This is a genomic window from Undibacterium sp. Ji83W, assembly GCF_049340385.1.
GTDB lineage: Bacteria > Pseudomonadota > Gammaproteobacteria > Burkholderiales > Burkholderiaceae_D > Undibacterium.
Map to the genome: position 1 here is coordinate 171131 of NZ_JBMPOZ010000009.1, position 21838 is coordinate 192968.

Below are 21838 nucleotides of genomic sequence, written 5' to 3' on the forward strand. Positions count from 1 at the left end.
ATTTGTCAAATGGCTATGCAGTAAATAGATGAAAAACTCAGTGCTTTTATTGGTTGCGCTGGGGGCTTAGGTGATTCGATCATGCTGGCAGCGCGAACGCTGTCAGCATGAAGGATTATTTTTTACGCTTGGGGGACAAGACTGTAGGCAGTGCTTTGGGGAGCGTGTCTGGATAATCGCGGCTAAAATGCAGGCCACGACTTTCACGGCGTGATAATGCGCTGTTCACGATCAGTGAAGCTACTTCTACCAGGTTGCGTAACTCCAGCAAATTATTCGAGATGCGGAAGTTTGCATAGTATTCATCTATCTCTTCTTTCAGCAAACGTATGCGGTGCTTGGCGCGCTCCAGGCGTTTGGTGGTGCGCACTATGCCTACATAATTCCACATGAAGCGGCGCAGCTCATCCCAGTTATTGGCGATGACGACTTCTTCATCTGCATCTGAAACACGGCTTTCATCCCAGTCTGGCAAGGCAATGACGCTGGCACGTTCCTGGGCTTCTATATGCTTGGCTGTGGCGCGGCCTACGACCAGGCATTCAAGCAGTGAATTACTGGCCAGGCGATTGGCACCATGCAAGCCGGTATAAGCGGTTTCACCTACGGCATACAGGCCGGGTAAGTCGGTGCGGCCATCCGTATCAGTGACGATGCCGCCACAAGTGAAGTGCACTGCAGGCACCACGGGTATGGCTTGCTTGGTGATGTCTATGCCCAGCTCAAGGCAGCGTGCATAAATGGTGGGGAAATGTTCTTTCAAGAATTCTGGTGGTTGATGGCTGATATCAAGTTCAACAAAATCCAGGCCACGTTTTTTCATTTCAAAGTCAATCGCACGGGCAACCACATCGCGTGGTGCCAGTTCCATGCGGTCATCATGACTGGTCATGAAGCGCTTGCCAGCAGATGCACCAGCTTCGGCTGGCAACTTCAGGATGCCGCCTTCTCCACGTACCGCTTCAGTAATCAAAAATGATTTGGCGAATGGGTGATACAAACAGGTGGGGTGGAATTGTATGAATTCCATATTGCCGATGCGGCAGCCTGCACGCCATGCCATGGCGATGCCATCGCCGGTAGCAGTGTCAGGGTTGGTGGTGTACAGATAGACTTTACCCGCACCGCCGGTTGCCATCACCGTATGCTGGGCCGCAAAGGTATCGACCTTGCCGGTTTTTACGTCTTGCACATACAAACCCAGGCAACGTGGGGTAGGGGATGTGTCACCGATTTTGGCTGAGGTAATTACATCGATTGCATAGTGATGTTCAAACAGCGTGATGTTGGGATGATTGCGTACTTTTTGCTCCAGCGTGACTTGCACAGCATGACCGGTAGCATCTGCCGCATGAATGATACGACGCTGGCTGTGGCCGCCTTCGCGGGTCAGGTGAAAGCCCAGTTCTGCTTCTTCATCACGGGTGAAGGGTACGCCTTGCTCTATCAGCCAGTCTATGGCTTCACGACCGTGTTCTATGATGTAGCGGGTAGCTCCTTCATCGCACAAGCCACCGCCTGCAATCAGGGTGTCTGAAATGTGTTGTTCATGGCTGTCGTGAGAATCGAGTACAGCGGCGATGCCGCCTTGTGCCCAGTTACTTGCGCCGTCGAGTAATTCGCGCTTGGAAACGATGGCGACTTTGCGAGTTTGCGCCAGATGCAGGGCGACAGATAAGCCGGCCAGTCCACTACCTACGATTGCTACGTCAAAATTCTTCATTGTCTTCCGTGTCTGTGTTTATTTGTTTTAAGTTTATTCCGATTTCTGGGGGTTTGCTTGGGGGCTTGCTATGGGTCTGCTATATACGAGCGCTTTTTGTGCTTCATGATTCATGACTGGCTCTCAGCGTCGCCTATAACTTAAAGCCATACCATATATCAAATCAGGAATGGCCGTGCTGTGTGAGTCATCATATGAAACATGCCCGTGCCAGAGTTGCCGCCGGGTTTCATGCTGCCTTGGTTTTTAATGGGGGCTTGTCACATTCTAATTCAGGATGCAGAAGAGGGTGGCTTTTCCATATAGCAAAAACACTCAGCTACCTGATTTTTTGCACAGTAGCTTTAGCCTCAGCAGGCGTAAAAAACGAATAAGCAAATCACAAATCAGCAAACTTGGCCATAAAGCTTGCAAACCGCTTGACATAAGGCTTTGCGGCTTGCTCTAATACCGGATGCAGATTTCCTGCTTGCCGTGATAGATGCACGACCAATAAAATAATCGAATACATCATCGCGAAATTCAAATTTTTGTGAGGGGGCTATAAGTGAATAAGACTGAGTTGATCGATCATATTGCGAAAACAGCGGATATTTCCAAAGCGGCTTCGTCGCGTGCGCTGGATGCTGTGATCGGCGCCGTAAAAACCACATTGAAGAAAAATGGCACGGTAACACTGGTTGGTTTTGGTACCTTCTCTGTTGCCAAACGTGCTGCCAGGGCAGGTCGTAATCCTAAGACTGGTGAGCCTATCAAGATCAAATCTGCCAAGGTCCCTAAATTTAAACCTGGCAAAGCATTGAAAGATGCGGTAAACTAATGCACTTTCGTGGCTCGGGACATGGGCCGCGAAGTTTGTTTGTATGCGTGGGGCGCTTAGCTCAGTTGGTAGAGCGGAGCCCTTACAAGGCTTAGGTCGGGAGTTCGAGCCTCTCAGCGCCCACCAGTAGCAAGCAAACTGTAGTACCAGGAAGTACAAAAGAAACAAAAGGAGTGGTAGTTCAGTTGGTTAGAATACCGGCCTGTCACGCCGGGGGTCGCGGGTTCGAGCCCCGTCCGCTCCGCCAGAAAATCGAAAAGGCGAACGAAAGTTCGCCTTTTTTTGTATTCGTCAAATTGTTATTGTGATACTTAGCCACGTGATTGGTTGAACATGTTTGAATTTATTCGTACCCATCAGCGCTTAATGCAAATTTTGTTAGCTGTTCTTATCTTGCCGTCATTTGTTTTGTTCGGTAATACTGACGCTTTGCGTTCCATCGGCAAAGAAGCAGGTATCGCAACTGTTGCGGGAGCCCCCATTACTCAAGGTGAGTTTGATCAAGCCTTGCGTGATCAGCTGGATCGTATGCGCCAGATGTATGGCCCGCAGTTTGATGCAAAAATGCTCAATACTGCTGAGGCAAGACAGGGCATCCTGGACGAGCTGATTGCCCGCAAGGCAATGGCTGGTGAGATTGCCGTCAAAAAATTGGCAATTGCAGATGCAACATTGCAAGACAGTATTACCAAGACGCCAGGCCTGGTGAAGGCTGACGGTCATTTCGACAATGCCGAATATACCCGCCTGCTGGCACAGCAAGGCATGACGCCACCGATGTTTGAACAGCGTCTGCGCCAGGATATGGTGCTGCAACAATTACTGGGCCCAGTCCAGGCAAGTGCCTTTGTTCCAAAAACTGTGGCTGAGCGTCTTTCTGCCATCAATGAGCAAGAACGTGAAGTACAGATGCTGATGTACAAACCTGGTGATTTTGCCTCACGTGTCAAAGTTACGGATGAAATGCTGAAAGCCTATTACGAAAAAAATACGGCGCAGTTTGAAATTCCTGAGCAAATTAATGCTGAGTACGTAGTCTTGAATAATGAAGTACTGGCTGAGCAAACGACTGTGTCTGATGCCGACGTCCAGACCTATTACAAGGCTAATGAAAAAGCTTACACGACAGAAGAGCAGCGTCGTGCCAGCCATATCCTGATTGCAGCAGGCAAAGACAGCAGTGATGCTGACAAGGCCAAGGCAAAAGCCAAGGCTGCAGACATCCTCGCGCAACTGCGCAAGAAACCAGAAGATTTCGCCAGGCTGGCGAAAGAAAATTCTGATGACCCAGGTTCCAAGGAAAAGGGTGGCGATCTGGATTTCTTTGTTAAAGGTGCGATGGTTCCACAGTTTGATGAAAGTGTATTCAAGCTTAAACAAGGCGACATCAGTGAACTGGTGCAGTCTGAATATGGCTTTCACATCATCACTGTGACAGGGATCAAGCCTGCTGGCGTCAAAACACTGGATGAAGTCAAAGCGCAAATTGCTGCTGATATCAAAAAGCAAAAAGCGGGTAAAGCTTATACCGAAGCCGCTGAATCTTTGACCAATGTCTTGTACGAGCAAGGTGATAGTCTCAAGCCTGCAGCAGAAAAGCTGAAGTTGAAAATACAAACAGTGAATGGTTTGTCGCGTAATAGCAAACCAGGTTTGCCAGCAACGGTAGAAACCAATAATCCTAAATTCCTGAAGGCGATTTTCTCTGATGATGTGGTCAAGAAAAAACACAATACAGAAGCAATTGAAATTGCCCCGAATACTTTGATTGCTGGCCGTATCGTTGAATACAAGCCTGCGTCCAAGCGTCCATTTGAAGAGGTGAAGGCATCAATTCAGGCGCAGGTAACTGCTACTGAAGCTGCAGCCCTGGCAGAAAAAGAAGGTATAGCCAAACTGACTGCATTGAAAGCAGCTGATTCAACGACTGGATTTACTGAGCCTAAAATGATTTCCCGTTTGAAGAATCAGGATATCCCTAGTGCCGCTCTGGTTGATGTAATGCGTGCTGATACCCAGAAGTTGCCTGCCTTTGTGGGCACGCATCTGGGCAATGCTGGCTATGTTATTTTCCGCATAGGCAAAGTCACTGCCGGTACACCTGACGCAGCGCGTCGTGCTTCAGAAGCGCAGCAATTGACGAGTATGCAGTCTGCTCAAAATCTGTATTCTTATATTGAGTTGCTGAAGCATAAAGCCAAAGTGACTGTCAATAAAGCAGCAGTGACAGCACCGGTAACTGCCGCACCATAATTTAGCTATATCTTGCTGTTAAAAAAGACATCCTCCGGATGTCTTTTTTTTTTGTTTTTGAAAAATTGATTATTTAGATTTTTGTGCATGTTGTCTTTCGCCAATAATTGAATTGAATCTGGCTGCATTTGATTTGCATCAATGTAGCTGGGCAAGGTGATTGTTATTCTGGCGGTGTACTTTTACAACAGAGTGAGATCATGACAATAACTAAAGAAAACACATACAACTATCGGGTTGTACGGCAATTTTCTGTCATGGCAGTGGTTTGGGGAATCGTTGGCATGCTCGTGGGCGTGGTGATTGCAACTCAGCTTGCCTGGCCGGAATTCCTGGGGGGCATACCGTGGCTGAGTTATGGCCGTTTGCGCCCCTTGCATACCAATGCTGTGATCTTTGCCTTTGGTGGCTGTGCCTTGTTTGGCACTTCCTATTATGTCGTCCAGCGCACGTCCAATGTCAGGTTGTTTGCAGAAGGTCTTGCTGAATTCACATTCTGGGGCTGGCAACTGGTGATCGTCGCTGCCGCCATCAGCTTGCCCATGGGCTTTACCCAGGGTAAAGAATATGCAGAGCTGGAATGGCCTATCGACCTGTTGATCGCAGTGGTTTGGGTATCCTATGCGGTGGTGTTTTTTGGCACGCTGGTGAAGCGCAAGGTGGAGCACATTTATGTGGCCAACTGGTTTTATGGTGCCTTCATTATCGCTGTAGCAGTTTTGCATATCGTTAATAGCGCCGCCATCCCGGTGTCGTTCATGAAATCCTATTCTGCCTATTCTGGCGTGCAGGATGCGATGGTGCAGTGGTGGTATGGCCATAATGCCGTCGGTTTCTTTCTGACGGCTGGCTTTTTGGGCATGATGTATTACTTCATCCCCAAGCAAATCGAGCGTCCGGTTTACTCTTATCGCTTGTCCATCGTCCACTTCTGGGCATTGATCTTCACCTACATGTGGGCAGGTCCGCATCATTTGCATTACACCGCCTTGCCTGACTGGGCACAATCCATAGGCATGGTGTTCTCGCTGATTTTGCTGGCTCCTTCCTGGGGGGGGATGGTCAACGGCATCATGACCTTGTCCGGTGCCTGGAGCAAGCTGCGTTCTGATCCTATTCTGCGTTTCCTCATTGTCTCGCTGTCTTTCTATGGCATGTCGACCTTTGAAGGCCCGATGATGGCGATCAAAACCGTGAATGCCTTGTCGCACTACACAGACTGGACTGTTGGTCACGTTCACTCCGGTGCCTTGGGCTGGGTTGGCTTCATCACCATAGGTAGCTTGTATTACCTGATCCCGCGCCTGTTTGGCCAGACACAAATGTATAGCAAGAGTCTCATCGAAGTGCATTTCTGGGTGGCGACGATAGGCGTGGTCTTGTACATCGCATCCATGTGGATAGCTGGCGTCATGCAAGGTCTGATGTGGCGTGCGGTGAATGAGGATGGCACGCTGACGTATTCCTTTGTCGAGAGCGTCAAGGCGACCTATCCCTACTACGTGATACGCATGCTGGGTGGTCTCCTGTATTTGAGCGGCATGCTGGTGATGGCGTACAACGTCACAAAAACCATCATGGCTGCCAAGCCTGTCAATAATGCGATCCCGGCTTTGCCTGCAACTGCAGCACATGCTTGAATCAAAGGAGAAATTGAATGCGTAATTTTACTCATGACTTGATTGAGCGGAATGTGGGCCTGTTGCTGGTACTGGTGATCCTGACCATCAGTGTCGGGGGCCTGGTTGAGATCGTTCCTTTGTTCTTTCAAAAATCGACGACCCAGCCAGTGCAGGGCATGCTGCCTTATTCGGCATTGCAACTGGCTGGCCGCGATATTTATCTGAGGGAGGGTTGCTATGGCTGCCACTCACAAATGATACGGCCCTTCCGCGCCGAGACTGAGCGCTATGGTCATTATTCCGTTGCGGGTGAGTCTGTATATGACCATCCCTTCCAATGGGGCAGCAAGCGTACCGGCCCTGATCTGGCGCGTGTCGGTGGACGTTATAGCGATAGCTGGCATAAAGACCATCTGAATGACCCGCGTTCGGTCGTGGTGGAATCGAATATGCCTGCTTATCCATGGCTGGCCAAAACCCAGCTCGTCCCTGAGGAAATCACTCCCAAGCTGAAAGCCATGAAAACCCTGGGCGTGCCTTATACCGACGAGCAGATCAAGGCGGGCGCTTCTGAGCTGGCTAACAAGACTGAACTGGATGCGGTGATCGCCTACTTGCAAGTGTTGGGTACAGCGATCAAGAACAAGAACTGATAGAGGAAATAGCCGGGTCTTGAGTGACCCAGCCCTCAGGGGAGAAATGAAATGAATTTCACAATAATAAGCAGCATCGTGACGGTCATCAGCCTCATCGTATTCCTTGGCATTATTTACTGGGCATTCAGTGCCGGTAATAAAGAAAAATTCGAAAAGATGGCGCGCTTGCCAATTGATAATGAGGATGGAAAATAGCCATGGCAGATTTTTTTAACGAATGGTGGAGTATCGGCATCGCCATCGCCACGGCCTTGTCCATGCTGGCTTGCGTTTTACTGTTGTGGTCGCAATCCAAGGTCAAGATCAAAGTCGGCAGCGACGGCAAACCCTTGCCTGCAGAAACCACAGGCCATGTCTGGGATGGCGACTTGATGGAGCAAAACAATCCCCTGCCTAAATGGTGGATGTGGTTGTTTTATCTGACTGTGGTGTACAGCGTCGGTTACTTGATTGTGTACCCCGGTTTTGGCAAATGGCAGGGCACGTTTGGCTGGAGTCAAAAAGGTGAATATGAAAAAGAAATGAAAGATGGCGAGGCGCAATACGGCCCTATCTTTAACAAATTTCTGGTCATGGATATCAAGGCTGTTGCCAAAGATGCGCAAGCTCATGAAATTGGGCAGCGGCTGTTCCTGAACACTTGCGCACAATGCCATGGCTCTGACGCGCAAGGCGGCAAGGGTTACCCTAATCTGACCGACAATGACTGGCTGTATGGCGGTGATCCCCAGACTATCCTGACGACCATACGTGAAGGTCGCCATGGCCAGATGCCGCCTATGGGTGCTGCTTTGGGTACCGATGATGATGTCCGTAACGTTGCCAATTATGTCCTGAGTCTGTCGGATTCTGCACATGATCCGATTAAGGCCGCAATAGGTAAATCCAAGTTTGCTGCCTGTGCAGCCTGCCATGGCGGTGATGGCAAGGGTAATCAGGCGCTGGGTGCACCGAATCTGACAGATAAGGTGTGGCTGTATGGAGGTGGCATTGAAAACGTGATGGAAACCATCAACAAGGGTCGAAACAATCAAATGCCAGCCCACAAAACCATTTTGACTGATGGCAAGCTGCATTTGCTGGCGGCTTACGTCTGGGGTTTGTCCAACAATTCTGCTGCAGGTCAGATTACTGATGCGGATGTCAGTGCGGTGAAGAAAATTGCCGCTAGCGCATCAGAAACAGCAGCCAGCAAGTAGTCTTTGAAAACCATGATTGCGCCAATTATATGCTGGGAGGGGAAATGATCATACAGCATGCTCCGCCTGCATTGATTGGCTTCGCCACCTTGTCTTATTAAGAAAAACAGAATCACGATGAAGCACATACCCATCATCCAGGTGCCGATAGAAGAAGCCGAAATGGCGCTTTTTGAAGAGCGCAGGAAGATCTATCCACGTACACAAACAGGCTGGTTTTCTTCCTGGCGCTGGGTGCTGGTATTTTTTACCCAGGCTTTGTTTTATGGCACCGCCTGGCTGAACTGGAACGACAGACAGGCTGTATTGTTTGATCTGGTAGCACGTAAATTTTATATTTTTGGTCTGGTTTTATGGCCCCAGGATTTTATTTATCTGGCGGTCTTGCTGGTCATTTCAGCCTTGAGTCTGTTTTTGTTTACCGCCATTGCTGGCAGAGTTTTTTGTGGTTATGCCTGTCCGCAAACCGTGTACACGGAAATCTTTTTATGGATAGAAGCAAAGATAGAAGGCGAGCGTAATGCGAGAGTCAAGCTTGATGCTTCGCCGATGTCGGTACACAAATTTTCTCTCAAATTCATCAAGCATTTCATCTGGATAGTATTGGCGTTGTGGACTGGTTTTACTTTCGTCGGTTATTTCACGCCTATACGGGAGCTGGCGATAGAAATGGGTAGTTTTACGCTAGGCCCATGGGAAACATTCTGGTTCCTGTTCTACGGTTTTGCTACCTACGGCAATGCGGGCTGGATGCGTGAACAAGTCTGTAAATACATGTGCCCTTATGCGCGCTTCCAGAGTGCCATGTTTGACAAGGACACGCTGATCGTTACTTACGATACAGCGCGCGGTGATCCACGTGGTTCCAGAAACAAGAAAGTCGATTACAAGTCTCAGGGCTTGGGCGACTGTGTTGATTGCGGGATTTGCGTACAGGTGTGTCCAACCGGTATCGACATCCGTGATGGCTTGCAATATGAATGTATCGCCTGCGGTGCCTGCATTGATGGTTGTGATCAGGTGATGGACAAGATGGGCTATGAGCGTGGCCTGATACGTTACACCACCGAACATGCACTGACAACAAAGCTGGATGACAAAGCCATGTGGAAGCGCGTGTTCCGCATGCGCACCCTGATCTATGGTGGTTTGCTGGGTTTGATTATTTTACTGGCAGCAGTTTCTCTGGCCTTGCATACGCCATTAAAGGTTGATGTCATCAAAGACCGTGGCATGCCTAAAGTCACTGAGACTGGCGCAATAGAGAATGTCTACCGCCTGCAAGTGATGAACACCCAGGAGTCAGCCCGGCATTACAGTGTGGAAGTGCAGGGTGCAAGTGGTGCAGTTATCGTGAATTCAGCTAATCTTGAAGTTGGATCTGCAACAGCAAAAGCCTTCCCGATCAGGGTCAGGGTGCCAGCAAATGTGTTGGCCAAAGGTTCCAACCGCATACGCTTTATTGTCAAGGATCTGGACTCACCAGAAGTGACGGTGACTGAAAAAGCCGTGTTCATCGTTCCACGATAGGAGAAGAAAATGGAAGCCAGTTTGATGCCCCCAAAATCCAGGCGTGATACCTGGTACAAAGAACCATGGTTGCTGCTGGTCGCAGGCGGTCCGGCCTTTGTGGTATGCGCCAGCCTTTACACCGGCTACATTGCCATGCGTGGTGCTGACAAGGTCGTCGCCGAAGATTATTACAAGCAGGGTTTGATGATCAACAAAGATATACAGCGCGATGCCAGGGCCAGGGAATTGCAACTGAATGCCTACATCAATGCTGATTTTGCCAATGGCAAGATCAGACTGCAATTGAGTGGCAAGGGCAATTTACCAGAAAGCATACAACTCAGCATGGCCAATGCGGCGGTCGGGACTAATTCTGTCAGTGAAGTCATCCGCAGGCTGCCTATGAAACAGATGTCACCGGGACAATATGAAGGTGATTTGAAATTGATGCCCAAGGCAGGTGAAGCAGCAGTAAAACTGTTCCATATCAAACTTGAGACCACGGACTGGCGTTTGACAGGCGACTGGTTTGATCCAGGACAAAAACCGCTGCAACTGAATGCAGCAAAATGAAGGCAATCCCTGAAAGCTTGCTGACCTGAGGCTGGATAACCACTAGAAGGGGACAGGATTTGGAACATAACACTATCACAGCACGCAAACCACAGTTGCGCTCCATGTTAATGATTGTCTTGTGGCCTGCATTTTTGATGGCTTGTGCGGCAACAGGCTTGTTTTTCAGCCTGGTTGACCCTATGGAGTTGATTGTGCTGGATCAGCGCCTGCAAATGCATGAAACCGGTGTTTATACAGTAGGTTTTTTTACCTTCTGGTTGCTGGGGATTCTGTCTAGCGGTTTGACGGCCTTGCTTGCGCAAAAAGCGCACTGAGACATTATTATGAAAATGAACGAACCGGCTGCATTTCCAGCAATAGAAATTCCAGAAGGCTTGATACGTCGTTTCGACAGTCTGGGACCTAGGTACACGTCTTACCCTACAGCGGACAGGTTCCTTGAAGGTTTTACTGCAGAGTCTTACATACTCTACCTGGAAGAGCGTAGCCGCTTATTAAACAAGCCGCCATTATCCCTGTACATACACATCCCGTTTTGTGCTTCACTTTGTTATTACTGCGCATGTAATAAAGTGATCACCAAAGATCATGGACGCTCAGCCAAATACCTGGAATATCTGGCCAAGGAATTGAAACTGGTCACAGGGCATTTGCATGACAGGGAAACCTTGAGTCAGTTGCATCTGGGTGGTGGTACACCTACCTTTCTCAGTCATGCTGAATTGCGTCAGTTGATGCATTTATTGCGCGAGCACTTTGATTTTTCTGATGACGCTGAAATTTCCATCGAAATAGATCCTCGTACGGTCACGACGGAGACTTTGCAATTGCTGGCAGAACTGGGCTTCAATCGCACCAGTCTGGGTGTGCAGGATTTCAATGCCGATGTGCAAAAGGCAGTGCACCGTATCCAGCCTTATGAAATGGTGGCACAAACTGTGGCTGATAGCCGCGCCTGCGGTTTTCAGTCCATCAATTTTGATTTGATCTATGGTTTACCCAAACAGAATCTGGACAGTTTTTCGCAAACCCTGGATCAGGTCATCACCTTGTCGCCAGCCCGCATTGCCTTATACAACTATGCCCATTTGCCGACACGGTTCAAACCGCAGCGCCGTATTGCCGAAGCAGATTTACCATCTGCTGAACAACGCCTGCAGATTTTTTTGATGTCGATCAAACGTCTGCTGGCTGAGGGTTATGTCTATATAGGCCTGGATCATTTTGCCAAACCGGATGACAGTCTGGCACAGGCTACGCTGGATGGCAGCCTGCACAGGAATTTTCAGGGTTATACCACGCGTGCAGATTGTGACCTTATTGCTCTGGGCTTGTCGGCGATAGGCAAGGTCGGCGCTTCTTATGGCCAGAACCTGCGTACCCTGGATGAATACTATGCCAGTCTGGACAAAGGGATATTGCCTGTCGAGAAAGGTTACCATCTGGATGTCGATGATATCTTGCGCAGACAGGTCATCATGAGCCTGATGTGCAGTAATACCCTGAATTTCAAATTTCTTGAAATGCAATATGGCATTTCTTTCCCCGATTATTTTGCTGCTGAACTGTTGAAACTACAAGACTATGCAAAAGAAGGCATAGTCTGCATTGATGATGCCAGTATCAGCATTCCTGCCAAAGGGCGTTTGTTTGTACGCGCATTGGCTATGGTATTTGATCGCTATCTGTCGCAGCAATCAGGTGCCCGGTATTCCAAATTGATTTGATATGCTGACCCTTCCTTTGGTATTTGCCGCGATGACTGCTGGTGCCATAGGTGGTGTCCATTGTGCTGGCATGTGTGGCGGTATTTCCATGTTGCTGACGCAGGCAGGGCAGAAGCGTGACACAGCTGTCAGCAAAATCATTCCGATTGCCATGACAGCTCAGGGAAGGACTGAGCAAACTGCAGTTAACTTGCACACCAGATTGCTATATCAAAGCTTATTGCAAAGCGGCCGCATCTTTACCTATGTAATTGCTGGCGCTATTCTTGGCGGTCTTGGAACGGCGGGCATGTTGTTCAAACCTTATTTTCCAGTTCAGCAAATTCTGTTCGTCATCGGCAATTTGATGTTGATACTTCTTGGTTTGCGCGTATTGGGTCTGTCGCCGCAACTTCCTTTTTTGCAAAATTTTCTGGCGAAATTACATGCGGGATTGACCAGGAGACTGCCATCGCTGCAACAGGCAGCAAGATATCCATTTTTATTGGGTATGAGCTGGGGTTGTCTGCCTTGCGGCCTTTTGTATGGTGTTGCACCATTTGCCTTATTGTCGGGCGATGCCTGGTCAGGCGCTTTGCTGATGCTGGTGTTTGGCGTGTTTGCATTACCGCATTTATTACTGACTCAGGCAGTCATGCAACAGGCGCAGAATATAAAACTCATGCGTGGCCTGCGCTATCTGGGAGCAGCAATCCTGATAGGGGTAGGTGCTTTGGGGCTTTGGTATTTTGATATGAAGGATATGCCATCCTTCTTATGTCTGGTGCCAACTGCCTAAGCAGGTCAAAGCTAATAAAACTAGTATCAAGTTCGGCATCAAGCCTTGATATCGATCAGCGTACCCAGTAATTCATCTGCAGTCTTGATAATTTTTGCAGACAAATCAAAACCTGTTTTAAATTGTAAGGATTGCACGATTTCGCTGGTCAGGTCAGTACCGCTCAGTTCTTGCGAAGCCAGGCTGCTACCTTCCCGGCTGATATTGGCAATCACACCACCTGCAGGCTGCTCTTGAAAACTGACTTGCTGCGGAACGAAACCTGAGGTGCTGGCATTCGCCACATTGTGACCAGAACTGTCCAGCGCACGGGTGTAAGCCTTGAGTCCTGACAGGCCACTGTTAAGCGCTGAAACTGACATGAAATACTCCAGGTACAATGTGATTACAAGGTGATTTAATGAAAGCTTATACCGGAACGGATAAGTTTGCACGGCTATTCAATTTGCTTAGCTTATTTGCTTGATTTATTTAGAACTCATTTCATAAATAGGATGAGTGCGAACAAGACGATTTGGGATGCAGTGCAAGGCCTAAGGTGTGTACCCTGCGAAGCTAAGGCTGGTGCCTTAGCGAGAGCGGGGTAACAAACTGCACGCTGCAATGCGCCCAAATCGTCAGTTCCCGGAGGGTTTGCCTCATAACGCGCGCTGGACTGCGTTGGACTCGTTATCAACAGGCAAAGCTATTGACTGCCTCGTCCATAGTTTTACCATTGGCCAGCCCACGTTATGAGACAAACGCATCTCACCCTATTTATGAAATGAGTTCTACTTAACTTAGTGGCAAATTAATTTTCAGCCTGGTTCCCTCGCCAGGCTGACTGGTAACCTGGAACTCACCCTGCATGGCCTTGACGCGTTCACGCATGCCCACCAGGCCAAAAGAACGTGATTTGCGCATTTCATCGGCCTCTATTCCTTTGCCATTGTCAGTTACACTGAAACTGAGCGTAGTCGGGTTGCGCTCGAATGCAATTTGCACTTCGGTGGCATCTGCGTGCCTGACCACATTGGTCAGCGATTCCTGGATGATGCGGAAGATGGCCGTGCTGCGCGCATCGTCAAGCGCTAGCTGTTCTTCATTGGCTTCCAGGTCACAAGCTATGCCATGTCGTTGAGAAAAGTCTTTTTGCAGTGTTTGCAGGGCAAAGTACAGGCCACCTTCATCCAGAGCACGCGGCCTGAGGTCGGTTGCTATGCGTCGCAGCGTGGTGATGGAGGTCAGTATCAGCTGGTCCATGCTATTCAGGGTTTGCTGGGTTTTGCCAGTCAATACGCTATCTCTTTGCAGCAACGATAAGTCCATGCGCAGGGCGGCCAGCAATTGACCGAGATCGTCATGCAGTTCACGTGCTATATGTTTGCGTTCTTCTTCACGTATGCTTTGCAGGGCGGCAGACAACTGTGTCAGTTCATCGTGGTAAAGCGCCATTTTTTCCTTGGCGACTTTACGTTCTGTGATGTCGCGGAAGATGACGGTATAAAAACGCTTGCCGTTTTCTATCTGGCTGGAAATCGAAGCTTCTATAGGAAATTCTTCGCCATTGGCTTTCACGCCGGTGACATAAAAATCATCAAAATTACCCCCCATCTTTCTGCGCGTTTCCCCTGTCTCACCAAATTGCTGCACATGCTTGCCATGCACTTTGCGATGGCGTTCTGGTAATACGAGGTTAAGTGAAGCGCCCATTAAATCCTGCACGTCATAACCGAACGTGGCAGCGGCGGCCGGATTGACGAGGATGATGGACTGGGATTCATCGATAGTGATGATGCCGTCTATGGCAGTATCGATCATGCGGCTCAGGCGTTCACGCTCTATGCTGAGTTCCTTTGCCGAGTTGGCCAGATTCTGGCTGGTTTCTGCCAGGCTGGCATAGGGGGTATGAATATTCACTGCCACCATGCCGCGATAAATCGCAATCGCAGCCAGCAACTGAAACACATGGCCAATGGCGACGAAGACATCATTACCATCTGCATAAATGGCAAAGTACACTTCAGATATGGCTAGCAGAGTGGCCGCAAGAAACAATGGCGTGCGTTCTATCTGCAGGCGTCCTTCTTGTCCGCCGGGTTCGGAAATGGCTTCTTCCCGCTTGTTCAATTGATAGGCGGTGAACAGATTGATAGCGATCAGGCCAACTTCACAAGCCATCTTGAACGAAGTCTGTCCCTCGCCTTGAATATAAGTAAGCGGTAACAGATGCGGCAGCACAAACACCATCATCATCCAGCCTGCGGTGGCTATCAATCCTGCAATCAACACAAAATAGGCTTGAGCTGGACTGACTTCTGAATCCTCCGGTGCCAGCGCCAGACCCAGCAGGGTAGTGGCGATGAATGAACGCGACAGCAGCCAGAACAGCAGGGATTTATGCATGTCTTCGGCATCAGGAAAGCCAGGCATGCCCTGAAAGCTTATCGCATGCATGAAGCCCAGGATGGCGGTACACAAAAACGCGACTGCCAGGATGACGCTACTCTTCTTTCGTGCACCACCATAGGCATTCCAGCACACGATAAATACCGAAGTAAATATTACGATGGTGATGGTTTCCAGTACCGTATGAACAGGTAAAGGGGCAGGCATCCGTATCGCCGACAGGGAGGCGTGATTCAGCCATAAAACGCTGGATAGCAGGGCAAGCAAGCCTGCTGTCCAGCGTGCTTTTACCAGTCTTGGATAATCATGCGCCATATATTTTTGTTGTTCTGAGAAGAGATGCTTATTTTAGTTCGGAAATGTCAGATTGCTTTCGCTATCCTGCTCGCTACAAATGAAAATGACACTCCTGTAGAAGGAGTGTCATTTGCTAAAGCTAAAAGTAAAACAGTTTAATTAGGACTTTCGCAAAACCGCCCCAGCTGCGTTGTTAGCTCCTAGTCGTACTAAAGTACTGTCTTCGTCGCTACGCCTTGCTGGGACAATTTTGCGCAAGTCCTGTTAATGTGACATCAGTACCGGGAGAGTCATACTCTGCAAGATGGTCTTGGTAACGCCACCCATGATCATTTCGCGGAAGCGTGAATGACCATAGCCACCCATGACCAGCAAATCATTGTCCAGATCATGTGCCAGCGACAGCAGGGCATTGCCGATATCAGTCGACGTTTTATGCACGCCAACTTCAACCTTGATGCCATGTCTTGCCAGGTAAAGCGCAATATCGGCACCTGGTTGTTCGCCGTGGCTGTCAGGGACAGCCTTGGGATTGAAAATCGCCACATGCACCAGGTCTGCACGACGTAGCAGGGGAATGGCATCTGTGATGGCACGGGTGGATTCGCGACTGGTATCCCAGGCGATCAATGGCCGTTTTGCCACGGTAGTGACATCTCCGACATATGGGATGATCAATATCGGGCGGCCAGAATTCATGATCAGGTATTCGGGGAAGTCTGGCAACACTGACGGTGAAGGCTCATCGCGATTGGTCTGGCCTATAACCACCAGATCGCTATACCTGGCTTGGAGGCCTATGCCACCGCCAGCTTCATCATTGGCAATCATGCTGTCATAGGAGTTTACTCCCAGCGATTGCGCTTGCTCATTGAAATTGCTGGCTGCTTTTTCTGCGCGTTCACGCAAATAATTCAGGTGTATGGTCAGGTTGGGATCATTCGCACTGATATTGCCATCCTGATAGATAAAACGTGAGACGCCGGTAACGGCGGTTCCTATCAGGTGGGCTTCGTCGCTTTTGGCAATTTCTGCTGCGACACGCACGCGGAAGTTCGAGCGTTCAGATTCATCAACATGAACCAGTATGGTTTTGTATGGCATGTTTTACTCCTTGATGTGGAATCCTGGAAAAAAAACAAATACAAGTTCAGCTATCTTTTTGCCATGTCAAGCACGACAAAAAGATACGGCTACTTGTTAAAGCTTACACTAATTTAAGGTAACAGCAACTTCTTTACCCCATTGTGGCAATAAATTCTTGGCAACTAAAGCCGATACTTTTTCACTGACCTTGATGCGTGATTTGGCAGGCGGCAGGCGACGCAGGGTTTTCAGCGCAGGTACATCATTCAAGGCGATCTGGCGTTGATCAACGCTGATCAGACCCATTTCATTAAAGGCAGACAGGGTGCGGCTGACTGTTTCCAGGGTCAGGCCCAGGTAGCTGCCTATCTCATGGCGGGTCATGCGCAAATTGAAAGTCTTGCCAGAGTAACCGAGCTGACTGAAACGTTCGCCCAGGGTGGTCAGGAAACGGGCGACCTTGGCCTCTGCACTGAGGGCACTGAGCATGCCTATCATGATCTGTTCACGCACCAGTTCCCGGCTCATGACGCTGAACATGGCTTGTTCCAGTTCAGCATAAATGCGCCCCAATGCAGAGAAGGTTTTATAAGGCAGCAATATGATGTCGCAGTCAGACAAGGCAACTGCCTCAGAGGCATGGTGCTGGCTATGGATACCATCGATGCCAAGCAAATCGCCTTTCATAGGGAAGCTCAATACTTGTTCATTGCCATATTCGTCGAGCAGCACGGTTTTTAAGAAACCGGAATTGACGATATACAAGGTGTCAAAGTCCTGGCCTATGGTATGCACTCTTTGGCCAGCTTTAAAACGCACATGCTGGAACAGCGCCTCTTCATCTGCAGAAGCGGCAGGGGTGGGAATACGCAAGAGTTCACAGACTTCCTGCAGATTCGACCAGAGATTGCCGTGACAACGCCAGCCAGCTTCATTGGAAATGACTGGAAAGACATTTTTGCTGGCAATGGAAGATTGATTGCCGGTGCTGGTTGTGAAGGCTGCTGTAGTCATGATATTCCCTTGAAAGGTAAGCGACATTAATTAGTTTATTAATTGATTTGATGATTCGAATCTGGTTGCTGCCAACGCAGCAGATAATCTTGTAACTGGCCAAAATCGGTGGATTTGTCGAGAAAACCGTCTGCACCTGCGCGCAAGGCATGGATGCGGTTGCCTTCGGTCGCGTGATTTGTCAGCACTACCACTTTGATTCCTGGCTTGCTTTGCTTGATATTTTTTAAAAACTGCAAGCCATTGCCGTCAGCGAGCTGGATGTCCAGTATCAGCGCGTCGGCATCATTGCCAAGCAGGGCTTGATAGGCACTCCCCATATCGCCTGCCACACCTAGTACCTGCATGCCAGGCATTTCTTCAACGAACCGTATCAGGCGGTTTTGAATCAGGACTGAATCTTCAAGGATGTAGAGGTTCATGTTGTGGCTTGCTATGTGCGTTTGCTCAGGCTCTATTATCGTGAGCATGGGCTTTGATTTAAATCAGGAGATGCTGATTTGAACTGTCAGATTTGGCGCTGCTCTTGTAGGAATATTCCTAGCAGGCAAATTGGGGGCGCTGAAAAGGCGCGAGCCATCCTGCCTGGACTGGCTGCGCTACATCAGGTATTTATTAATGGGTGCTGAAGGAGGGGGAAGGGGAATGGTGGGAGAGTGGCAGGGCTTAAGCCTGAGGCTGCAAGAGATGGTGGGCAACGGCGTATTGCACCAGATCAGAGAGGGTACTCATATTCATCTTTTGCATGATACGGGTCTTGTGCGTGCTGACTGTCTTCACGCTCAAATGCAAGAGTTCACCGATTTCAGTGATGGACTTCCCTTTGACCAGATGGGTGAATACTTCAAATTCGCGGTCAGACAAGCTGGTGTGCGGTTGACTATCATCTGCAGGCATGGCGCTCATGGCCAGTTGTTCTGCCACTTCTATGCTGATATAAGGACGACCAGAGGCGACCTTGCGCAGGGCAGTGACCAGTTGTGTGCCAGCGCTTTCCTTGGTCAGATAGCCACGTGCACCGGCGCGTATGGCACGCACGGCATACTGTTCTTCTTCATGCATGGTGAGTATCAGTATTGGCAGTTTGGGGAACTCATCCTTGATCTGGCGTATCAGGTCGACACCACTGCGGCCAGGCATGGACAAGTCCATCAGCAAGACATCAAATTCAGTATTACGTACTTTTTCGAGAGTATCGAAACCATCTATCGCCTCGCCAACTACCTGTATATCTTCTATACCTTCAAGTATGCGTTTCAGTCCTTCACGCATGATGGTATGGTCGTCGGCGATCAAGATGCGGGTCATAGGGGCGGTGGGGCTGCAATAGATGTTCATTGGTGCATCTGGCACATACTTGTGTCAGAGCAAGGATTTTCACTATTGTACTGTAGCCTGATGCGCGATGTGGACTATGTCGGGCTTATGACCGACTTATGTATGGTTCAGTGATGCTTGATCCTGTGCACCAGTACTGGTATCAGACACAGTGACAATACTTTGGTGGTGACACTGCCCAGCAGGAACTGGCCCAGTCCGCTCCTGCCATGTGAGCCCATGAAGATCAGGTCGCAAGCATATTCCTGCGCGGTGTGGACGATTTCCTTGGCGGTGGAGTCATTGAACTGTATGACTTCCTGATAGGCGAGTCCGGCAGCCGCTGCGGCTTCCCTGACGGGTTGCAGATAGTTTTCAGCCATGACCTGCATGGCTGCCCTGTATTCATCTTCAGTCGGGCCATTGGGTGGCAGGATGTCGACATACAGCGGATACTGATAATTGCCGGCAACGAATACAGCGACGACTTCGGCCTTCAATTGCAGCGCAAATTCGAGTCCGGCTGTGACACATGCATGTGACAGTTCGGAACCGTCAGTGGGTAACAATATCCTGGAGTACATATCCTGTGCCTTTCATCGTTGAACTTGAAACTGTTCTAGTATGCATCTTGATTGTTGCACCAGCTTTGACTTCAAACAAGGGATTTGATGAATTATTCAGCGATCATCGTGTACTTATTGTGCATTCATTGCACACTCATTGCGCACTCAAGTGCTGTTTAAGAAACAGCAGCATTTCCTTGTAGGCAAGTTCTTTGGCGGCAGGGTTGCTGCCTGTCGTCACACCTTGTCCCGGATGCACGCCATTCGGCACATCCATGCGTTTGCGCACCGGCAGGTCTGGGGCATCAAAATCATGATAACTATCGGCAAAGACACTGACCTTGACAGGCGATGGTGCGAGCATTTTTTCAAAACTTACGCAAGGAGCAGCAGGTGTCCAGTCATCTTCTGCACCGATCAGTATCAACAGGGGTGAAGCCAGACGATAAGCAGGGCGCGCTTTCAGATAGCCCTGGCAGCCGGGATAAAAAGCCACGGCTGCCTTGGGGTAAAGATCGTCCTTGCCTGCTGCTTTATGGGCAGTATTCAAGGCATTCAGCGTGGTAGAACCACCATTCGACCAGCCCAAAAGAGCAATATTTTTTGCATCAACGGTAGTTTGCCTGCCCAGCCATTGCAAGGCAGCCTGCACATCCAGGCGGCGGTTGTTGGTGCTGATATCACGGTTTTTGTAGGCGCTGCTGCAGATGCTATTTGTGCCGCGCGGGCGAAAACTGTCAGGCATCAGCACGTTATAGCCATTTTCCTGCAATAGTCTGGCCATATTATGATGCCTGGCATTCAGTTCCTGTTCATGTCCCTTGCGGGTGCTGTACAAACCGCCGCAACCATGCAGGGCAATGACGGTCGGAGCGTTGGCAGCATTGCCACTGGCACGGAACCAGAAGGCGTCAAGCTGGACCGCCTGGTCGTTTTGCAGGTCCAGGCTGGGAAAGCTGATCTTCTCGGGAGCGTCACCGGCCATTGCCACGCGACAGGCAAGCAGCAGGCTGATTAATAATGCGTATCGTGGAGACATTTAAATCAGGGCCTCTAGTAATGGTGTCAGTTCTGCTGAACTACTCCATGTCAGTTGCAGATCATTGCATTCATGCCACGCGGCGAATTCACGCAAGGTTTTTGCCAGGTCCGTCGCCAGGGCTTGAGAAACGCGCACACCCGGTTCCAGATGCAGAGCCTTGATTTCCAGTATGCCTTCCTTGCGATGGGCTTTGGCGTCCATACGCCCAATCAGAGCACCTTTGCGCAAGATAGGCAGGGTGAAATAGCCATAACGCCGTTTTGGCGCTGGCGTATAGCATTCAAGTTTATAGTCGAAATCAAACAGGTCTATCGCACGTTTCCTGTCCCACACCACCGGGTCAAAAGGTGAAAGGATACGGGTTGCGGTAGCTTTCAGCTTGTTCTCGCCTGCCTGTTCCAGTAAGTCGCGGCGATCTGGATGCACATAAAACAGGGTGTCGTGTTGATCAACCGTGACGGGTATCAATAAGCCTTCTTTGACCAGTTGCGCTGTCTGGTTACTGATATCGGGTTTGCCCATGCGGAAATAATCACCGATCCAGTTTGCCTTGCAAATACCCAGCGCACGGACAGATTGCAAGATTTGTGTGCGCTCGCAATGCAGGATAGGTTTCAGATGTTTTTTGTCATTCCATTTGGGATGTACGCGTTCACGCAAGTCATAAATGCGCTGGAAATTATGGCGCTTGGCAACCATCACTTCACCGGTCGTGAACAGCACTTCCAGTGAGCGTTTTTCCGGCTTCCATTCCCACCAGCCACCGCTTTTGCCATCAGTGCGTTCAAAGTCTGCCGAACGGCTGGCGCCATTTGCATGGATATGCTGACGAACGGTTTCTACCTGCGCAGCATTTTCCTTGAGCCACTTGTGATTATATTTCCAGCCCAGTCCCTGTGGTGACACCATTTGATGACGGTACAGGCCATAGTCTTCTATAGGCAGGAAGCAGGCTTCATGTGACCAGTATTCAAACAGATGACCTTCTTCCAGCAATTCATGCAGCCATGCATGCGGATAATTGCCAAGACGGCTCCACAGCACCAGGTAAGGACTGCGCGCCACCACGCTGATGGTGTCAATTTGCAGTGCCGACATATTGCGTATGCAGGCCAGTACATCCTGTTTGCCAGTTTTGCGTGGCGGAGGATTCAACAAGCCCTGTGCTGCCAGATGCAGGGCACGAGCGGAACTGAGTGTCAGATGGAAATCAGTTGCGCTCATAGAGTCTTCGCCGTAAAAATAACTGGGGGAGACGGGGG

Annotated in this window: 21 protein-coding genes and 2 tRNA genes; 13 read left to right on the forward strand and 10 right to left on the reverse strand. The window is 49.6% G+C overall.

Features of this window, described 5'->3' with window-relative positions:
- Window positions 1-115 precede the first annotated feature (115 nt).
- The gene (gene nadB / locus ACO0LD_RS16590) at window positions 116-1723 is read right to left on the reverse strand and encodes an L-aspartate oxidase (protein ID WP_423008718.1); all 1608 of its coding nucleotides are present in this window, start codon (window positions 1721-1723) and stop codon (window positions 116-118) included.
- A gap of 547 nt (window positions 1724-2270) precedes the next feature.
- Here nadB and ACO0LD_RS16595 point away from each other — a divergent pair.
- The 13 genes from ACO0LD_RS16595 to ACO0LD_RS16655 all read left to right on the forward strand — a co-directional run bounded on the left by ACO0LD_RS16595 (window position 2271) and on the right by ACO0LD_RS16655 (window position 12866).
- Entirely contained in the window at window positions 2271-2543 is a 273-nt protein-coding gene (locus ACO0LD_RS16595; RefSeq protein WP_162040973.1) for an HU family DNA-binding protein, read from the forward strand.
- 50 nt (window positions 2544-2593) lie between these two features.
- Window positions 2594-2669 (forward strand) — tRNA-Val (locus ACO0LD_RS16600).
- 44 nt (window positions 2670-2713) lie between these two features.
- Window positions 2714-2790 (forward strand) — tRNA-Asp (locus tag ACO0LD_RS16605).
- 86 nt (window positions 2791-2876) lie between these two features.
- Window positions 2877-4796, forward strand: coding sequence for a SurA N-terminal domain-containing protein (locus tag ACO0LD_RS16610; protein WP_423008720.1), 1920 nt, complete (start codon window positions 2877-2879; stop codon window positions 4794-4796).
- A 200-nt stretch (window positions 4797-4996) separates the two neighbouring features.
- Window positions 4997-6436 carry a cytochrome-c oxidase, cbb3-type subunit I gene (gene ccoN, locus ACO0LD_RS16615; RefSeq protein ID WP_423008722.1) on the forward strand — a complete coding sequence of 480 codons (1440 nt, stop codon included), beginning with the start codon at window positions 4997-4999 and terminating at the stop codon, window positions 6434-6436.
- Window positions 6437-6453: 17 nt separating this feature from the next.
- Window positions 6454-7071 (forward strand): cytochrome-c oxidase, cbb3-type subunit II, encoded by a 618-nt coding sequence (ccoO, locus tag ACO0LD_RS16620; RefSeq protein ID WP_423008724.1) that lies wholly within the window; start codon window positions 6454-6456, stop codon window positions 7069-7071.
- A 51-nt stretch (window positions 7072-7122) separates the two neighbouring features.
- Window positions 7123-7269, forward strand: coding sequence for a cbb3-type cytochrome oxidase subunit 3 (locus ACO0LD_RS16625; RefSeq protein WP_423008726.1), 147 nt, complete (start codon window positions 7123-7125; stop codon window positions 7267-7269).
- A 2-nt stretch (window positions 7270-7271) separates the two neighbouring features.
- Window positions 7272-8273, forward strand: a complete 1002-nt coding sequence (gene ccoP, locus ACO0LD_RS16630) for a cytochrome-c oxidase, cbb3-type subunit III (RefSeq protein WP_423008728.1) — start codon at window positions 7272-7274, stop codon at window positions 8271-8273.
- A gap of 117 nt (window positions 8274-8390) precedes the next feature.
- A complete protein-coding gene (ccoG, locus tag ACO0LD_RS16635) occupies window positions 8391-9803 on the forward strand; it encodes a cytochrome c oxidase accessory protein CcoG (protein ID WP_423008730.1) in 1413 nt (470 codons plus the stop codon).
- A gap of 9 nt (window positions 9804-9812) precedes the next feature.
- Window positions 9813-10358, forward strand: a complete 546-nt coding sequence (locus ACO0LD_RS16640) for a FixH family protein (protein ID WP_423008732.1) — start codon at window positions 9813-9815, stop codon at window positions 10356-10358.
- Window positions 10359-10417: 59 nt separating this feature from the next.
- The gene (locus ACO0LD_RS16645; RefSeq protein WP_423008734.1) at window positions 10418-10675 is read left to right on the forward strand and encodes a hypothetical protein; all 258 of its coding nucleotides are present in this window, start codon (window positions 10418-10420) and stop codon (window positions 10673-10675) included.
- A gap of 9 nt (window positions 10676-10684) precedes the next feature.
- Window positions 10685-12088, forward strand: a complete 1404-nt coding sequence (gene hemN, locus ACO0LD_RS16650) for an oxygen-independent coproporphyrinogen III oxidase (RefSeq protein WP_423008736.1) — start codon at window positions 10685-10687, stop codon at window positions 12086-12088.
- Window position 12089: 1 nt separating this feature from the next.
- The gene (locus ACO0LD_RS16655; protein WP_423008738.1) at window positions 12090-12866 is read left to right on the forward strand and encodes a sulfite exporter TauE/SafE family protein; all 777 of its coding nucleotides are present in this window, start codon (window positions 12090-12092) and stop codon (window positions 12864-12866) included.
- A 38-nt stretch (window positions 12867-12904) separates the two neighbouring features.
- Here ACO0LD_RS16655 and ACO0LD_RS16660 read toward each other — a convergent pair whose 3' ends face one another.
- From ACO0LD_RS16660 to ACO0LD_RS16700, 9 genes are all read right to left on the reverse strand, one after another.
- Entirely contained in the window at window positions 12905-13228 is a 324-nt protein-coding gene (locus ACO0LD_RS16660; protein ID WP_423008740.1) for a flagellar basal body rod C-terminal domain-containing protein, read from the reverse strand.
- 412 nt (window positions 13229-13640) lie between these two features.
- Window positions 13641-15569 carry an MASE3 domain-containing protein gene (locus ACO0LD_RS16665; protein ID WP_423008742.1) on the reverse strand — a complete coding sequence of 643 codons (1929 nt, stop codon included), beginning with the start codon at window positions 15567-15569 and terminating at the stop codon, window positions 13641-13643.
- Between the two features lie 246 nt (window positions 15570-15815).
- Window positions 15816-16655 (reverse strand): universal stress protein, encoded by an 840-nt coding sequence (locus ACO0LD_RS16670; RefSeq protein WP_423008744.1) that lies wholly within the window; start codon window positions 16653-16655, stop codon window positions 15816-15818.
- Between the two features lie 108 nt (window positions 16656-16763).
- A complete protein-coding gene (locus ACO0LD_RS16675) occupies window positions 16764-17651 on the reverse strand; it encodes a Crp/Fnr family transcriptional regulator (protein WP_423008746.1) in 888 nt (295 codons plus the stop codon).
- A 38-nt stretch (window positions 17652-17689) separates the two neighbouring features.
- Window positions 17690-18073, reverse strand: a complete 384-nt coding sequence (locus ACO0LD_RS16680; RefSeq protein ID WP_423008748.1) for a response regulator — start codon at window positions 18071-18073, stop codon at window positions 17690-17692.
- Window positions 18074-18317: 244 nt separating this feature from the next.
- The gene (locus tag ACO0LD_RS16685) at window positions 18318-18959 is read right to left on the reverse strand and encodes a response regulator (protein WP_423008849.1); all 642 of its coding nucleotides are present in this window, start codon (window positions 18957-18959) and stop codon (window positions 18318-18320) included.
- Between the two features lie 137 nt (window positions 18960-19096).
- Window positions 19097-19552, reverse strand: a complete 456-nt coding sequence (locus tag ACO0LD_RS16690; RefSeq protein WP_423008750.1) for a universal stress protein — start codon at window positions 19550-19552, stop codon at window positions 19097-19099.
- A gap of 136 nt (window positions 19553-19688) precedes the next feature.
- Window positions 19689-20573, reverse strand: a complete 885-nt coding sequence (locus ACO0LD_RS16695) for a dienelactone hydrolase family protein (protein ID WP_423008752.1) — start codon at window positions 20571-20573, stop codon at window positions 19689-19691.
- Window positions 20574-21800: a winged helix-turn-helix domain-containing protein gene (locus ACO0LD_RS16700; protein WP_423008754.1), complete on the reverse strand. Its 1227-nt coding sequence runs from the start codon at window positions 21798-21800 to the stop codon at window positions 20574-20576. It abuts the gene before it with no gap.
- Window positions 21801-21838: the final 38 nt, after the last annotated feature.

What these genes read in the sequence shown, in the direction of transcription:
- ACO0LD_RS16665 (WP_423008742.1), bottom strand. Translation starts at nt 15,569, where the DNA reads ATGGCGCATGATTATCCAAGACTGGTAAAAGCACGCTGGACAGCAGGC.
- ACO0LD_RS16685 (WP_423008849.1), bottom strand. Translation starts at nt 18,959, where the DNA reads ATGACCCGCATCTTGATCGCCGACGACCATACCATCATGCGTGAAGGA.
- nadB (WP_423008718.1), bottom strand. Translation starts at nt 1,723, where the DNA reads ATGAAGAATTTTGACGTAGCAATCGTAGGTAGTGGACTGGCCGGCTTA.
- ACO0LD_RS16700 (WP_423008754.1), bottom strand. Translation starts at nt 21,800, where the DNA reads ATGAGCGCAACTGATTTCCATCTGACACTCAGTTCCGCTCGTGCCCTG.
- ACO0LD_RS16625 (WP_423008726.1), top strand. Translation starts at nt 7,123, where the DNA reads ATGAATTTCACAATAATAAGCAGCATCGTGACGGTCATCAGCCTCATC.
- ACO0LD_RS16675 (WP_423008746.1), bottom strand. Translation starts at nt 17,651, where the DNA reads ATGACTACAGCAGCCTTCACAACCAGCACCGGCAATCAATCTTCCATT.
- ccoO (WP_423008724.1), top strand. Translation starts at nt 6,454, where the DNA reads ATGCGTAATTTTACTCATGACTTGATTGAGCGGAATGTGGGCCTGTTG.
- ACO0LD_RS16660 (WP_423008740.1), bottom strand. Translation starts at nt 13,228, where the DNA reads ATGTCAGTTTCAGCGCTTAACAGTGGCCTGTCAGGACTCAAGGCTTAC.
- ccoP (WP_423008728.1), top strand. Translation starts at nt 7,272, where the DNA reads ATGGCAGATTTTTTTAACGAATGGTGGAGTATCGGCATCGCCATCGCC.
- ACO0LD_RS16610 (WP_423008720.1), top strand. Translation starts at nt 2,877, where the DNA reads ATGTTTGAATTTATTCGTACCCATCAGCGCTTAATGCAAATTTTGTTA.
- ACO0LD_RS16670 (WP_423008744.1), bottom strand. Translation starts at nt 16,655, where the DNA reads ATGCCATACAAAACCATACTGGTTCATGTTGATGAATCTGAACGCTCG.
- ACO0LD_RS16680 (WP_423008748.1), bottom strand. Translation starts at nt 18,073, where the DNA reads ATGAACCTCTACATCCTTGAAGATTCAGTCCTGATTCAAAACCGCCTG.
- ccoG (WP_423008730.1), top strand. Translation starts at nt 8,391, where the DNA reads ATGAAGCACATACCCATCATCCAGGTGCCGATAGAAGAAGCCGAAATG.
- ACO0LD_RS16690 (WP_423008750.1), bottom strand. Translation starts at nt 19,552, where the DNA reads ATGTACTCCAGGATATTGTTACCCACTGACGGTTCCGAACTGTCACAT.
- hemN (WP_423008736.1), top strand. Translation starts at nt 10,685, where the DNA reads ATGAAAATGAACGAACCGGCTGCATTTCCAGCAATAGAAATTCCAGAA.
- ccoN (WP_423008722.1), top strand. Translation starts at nt 4,997, where the DNA reads ATGACAATAACTAAAGAAAACACATACAACTATCGGGTTGTACGGCAA.
- ACO0LD_RS16640 (WP_423008732.1), top strand. Translation starts at nt 9,813, where the DNA reads ATGGAAGCCAGTTTGATGCCCCCAAAATCCAGGCGTGATACCTGGTAC.
- ACO0LD_RS16695 (WP_423008752.1), bottom strand. Translation starts at nt 20,573, where the DNA reads ATGTCTCCACGATACGCATTATTAATCAGCCTGCTGCTTGCCTGTCGC.
- ACO0LD_RS16655 (WP_423008738.1), top strand. Translation starts at nt 12,090, where the DNA reads ATGCTGACCCTTCCTTTGGTATTTGCCGCGATGACTGCTGGTGCCATA.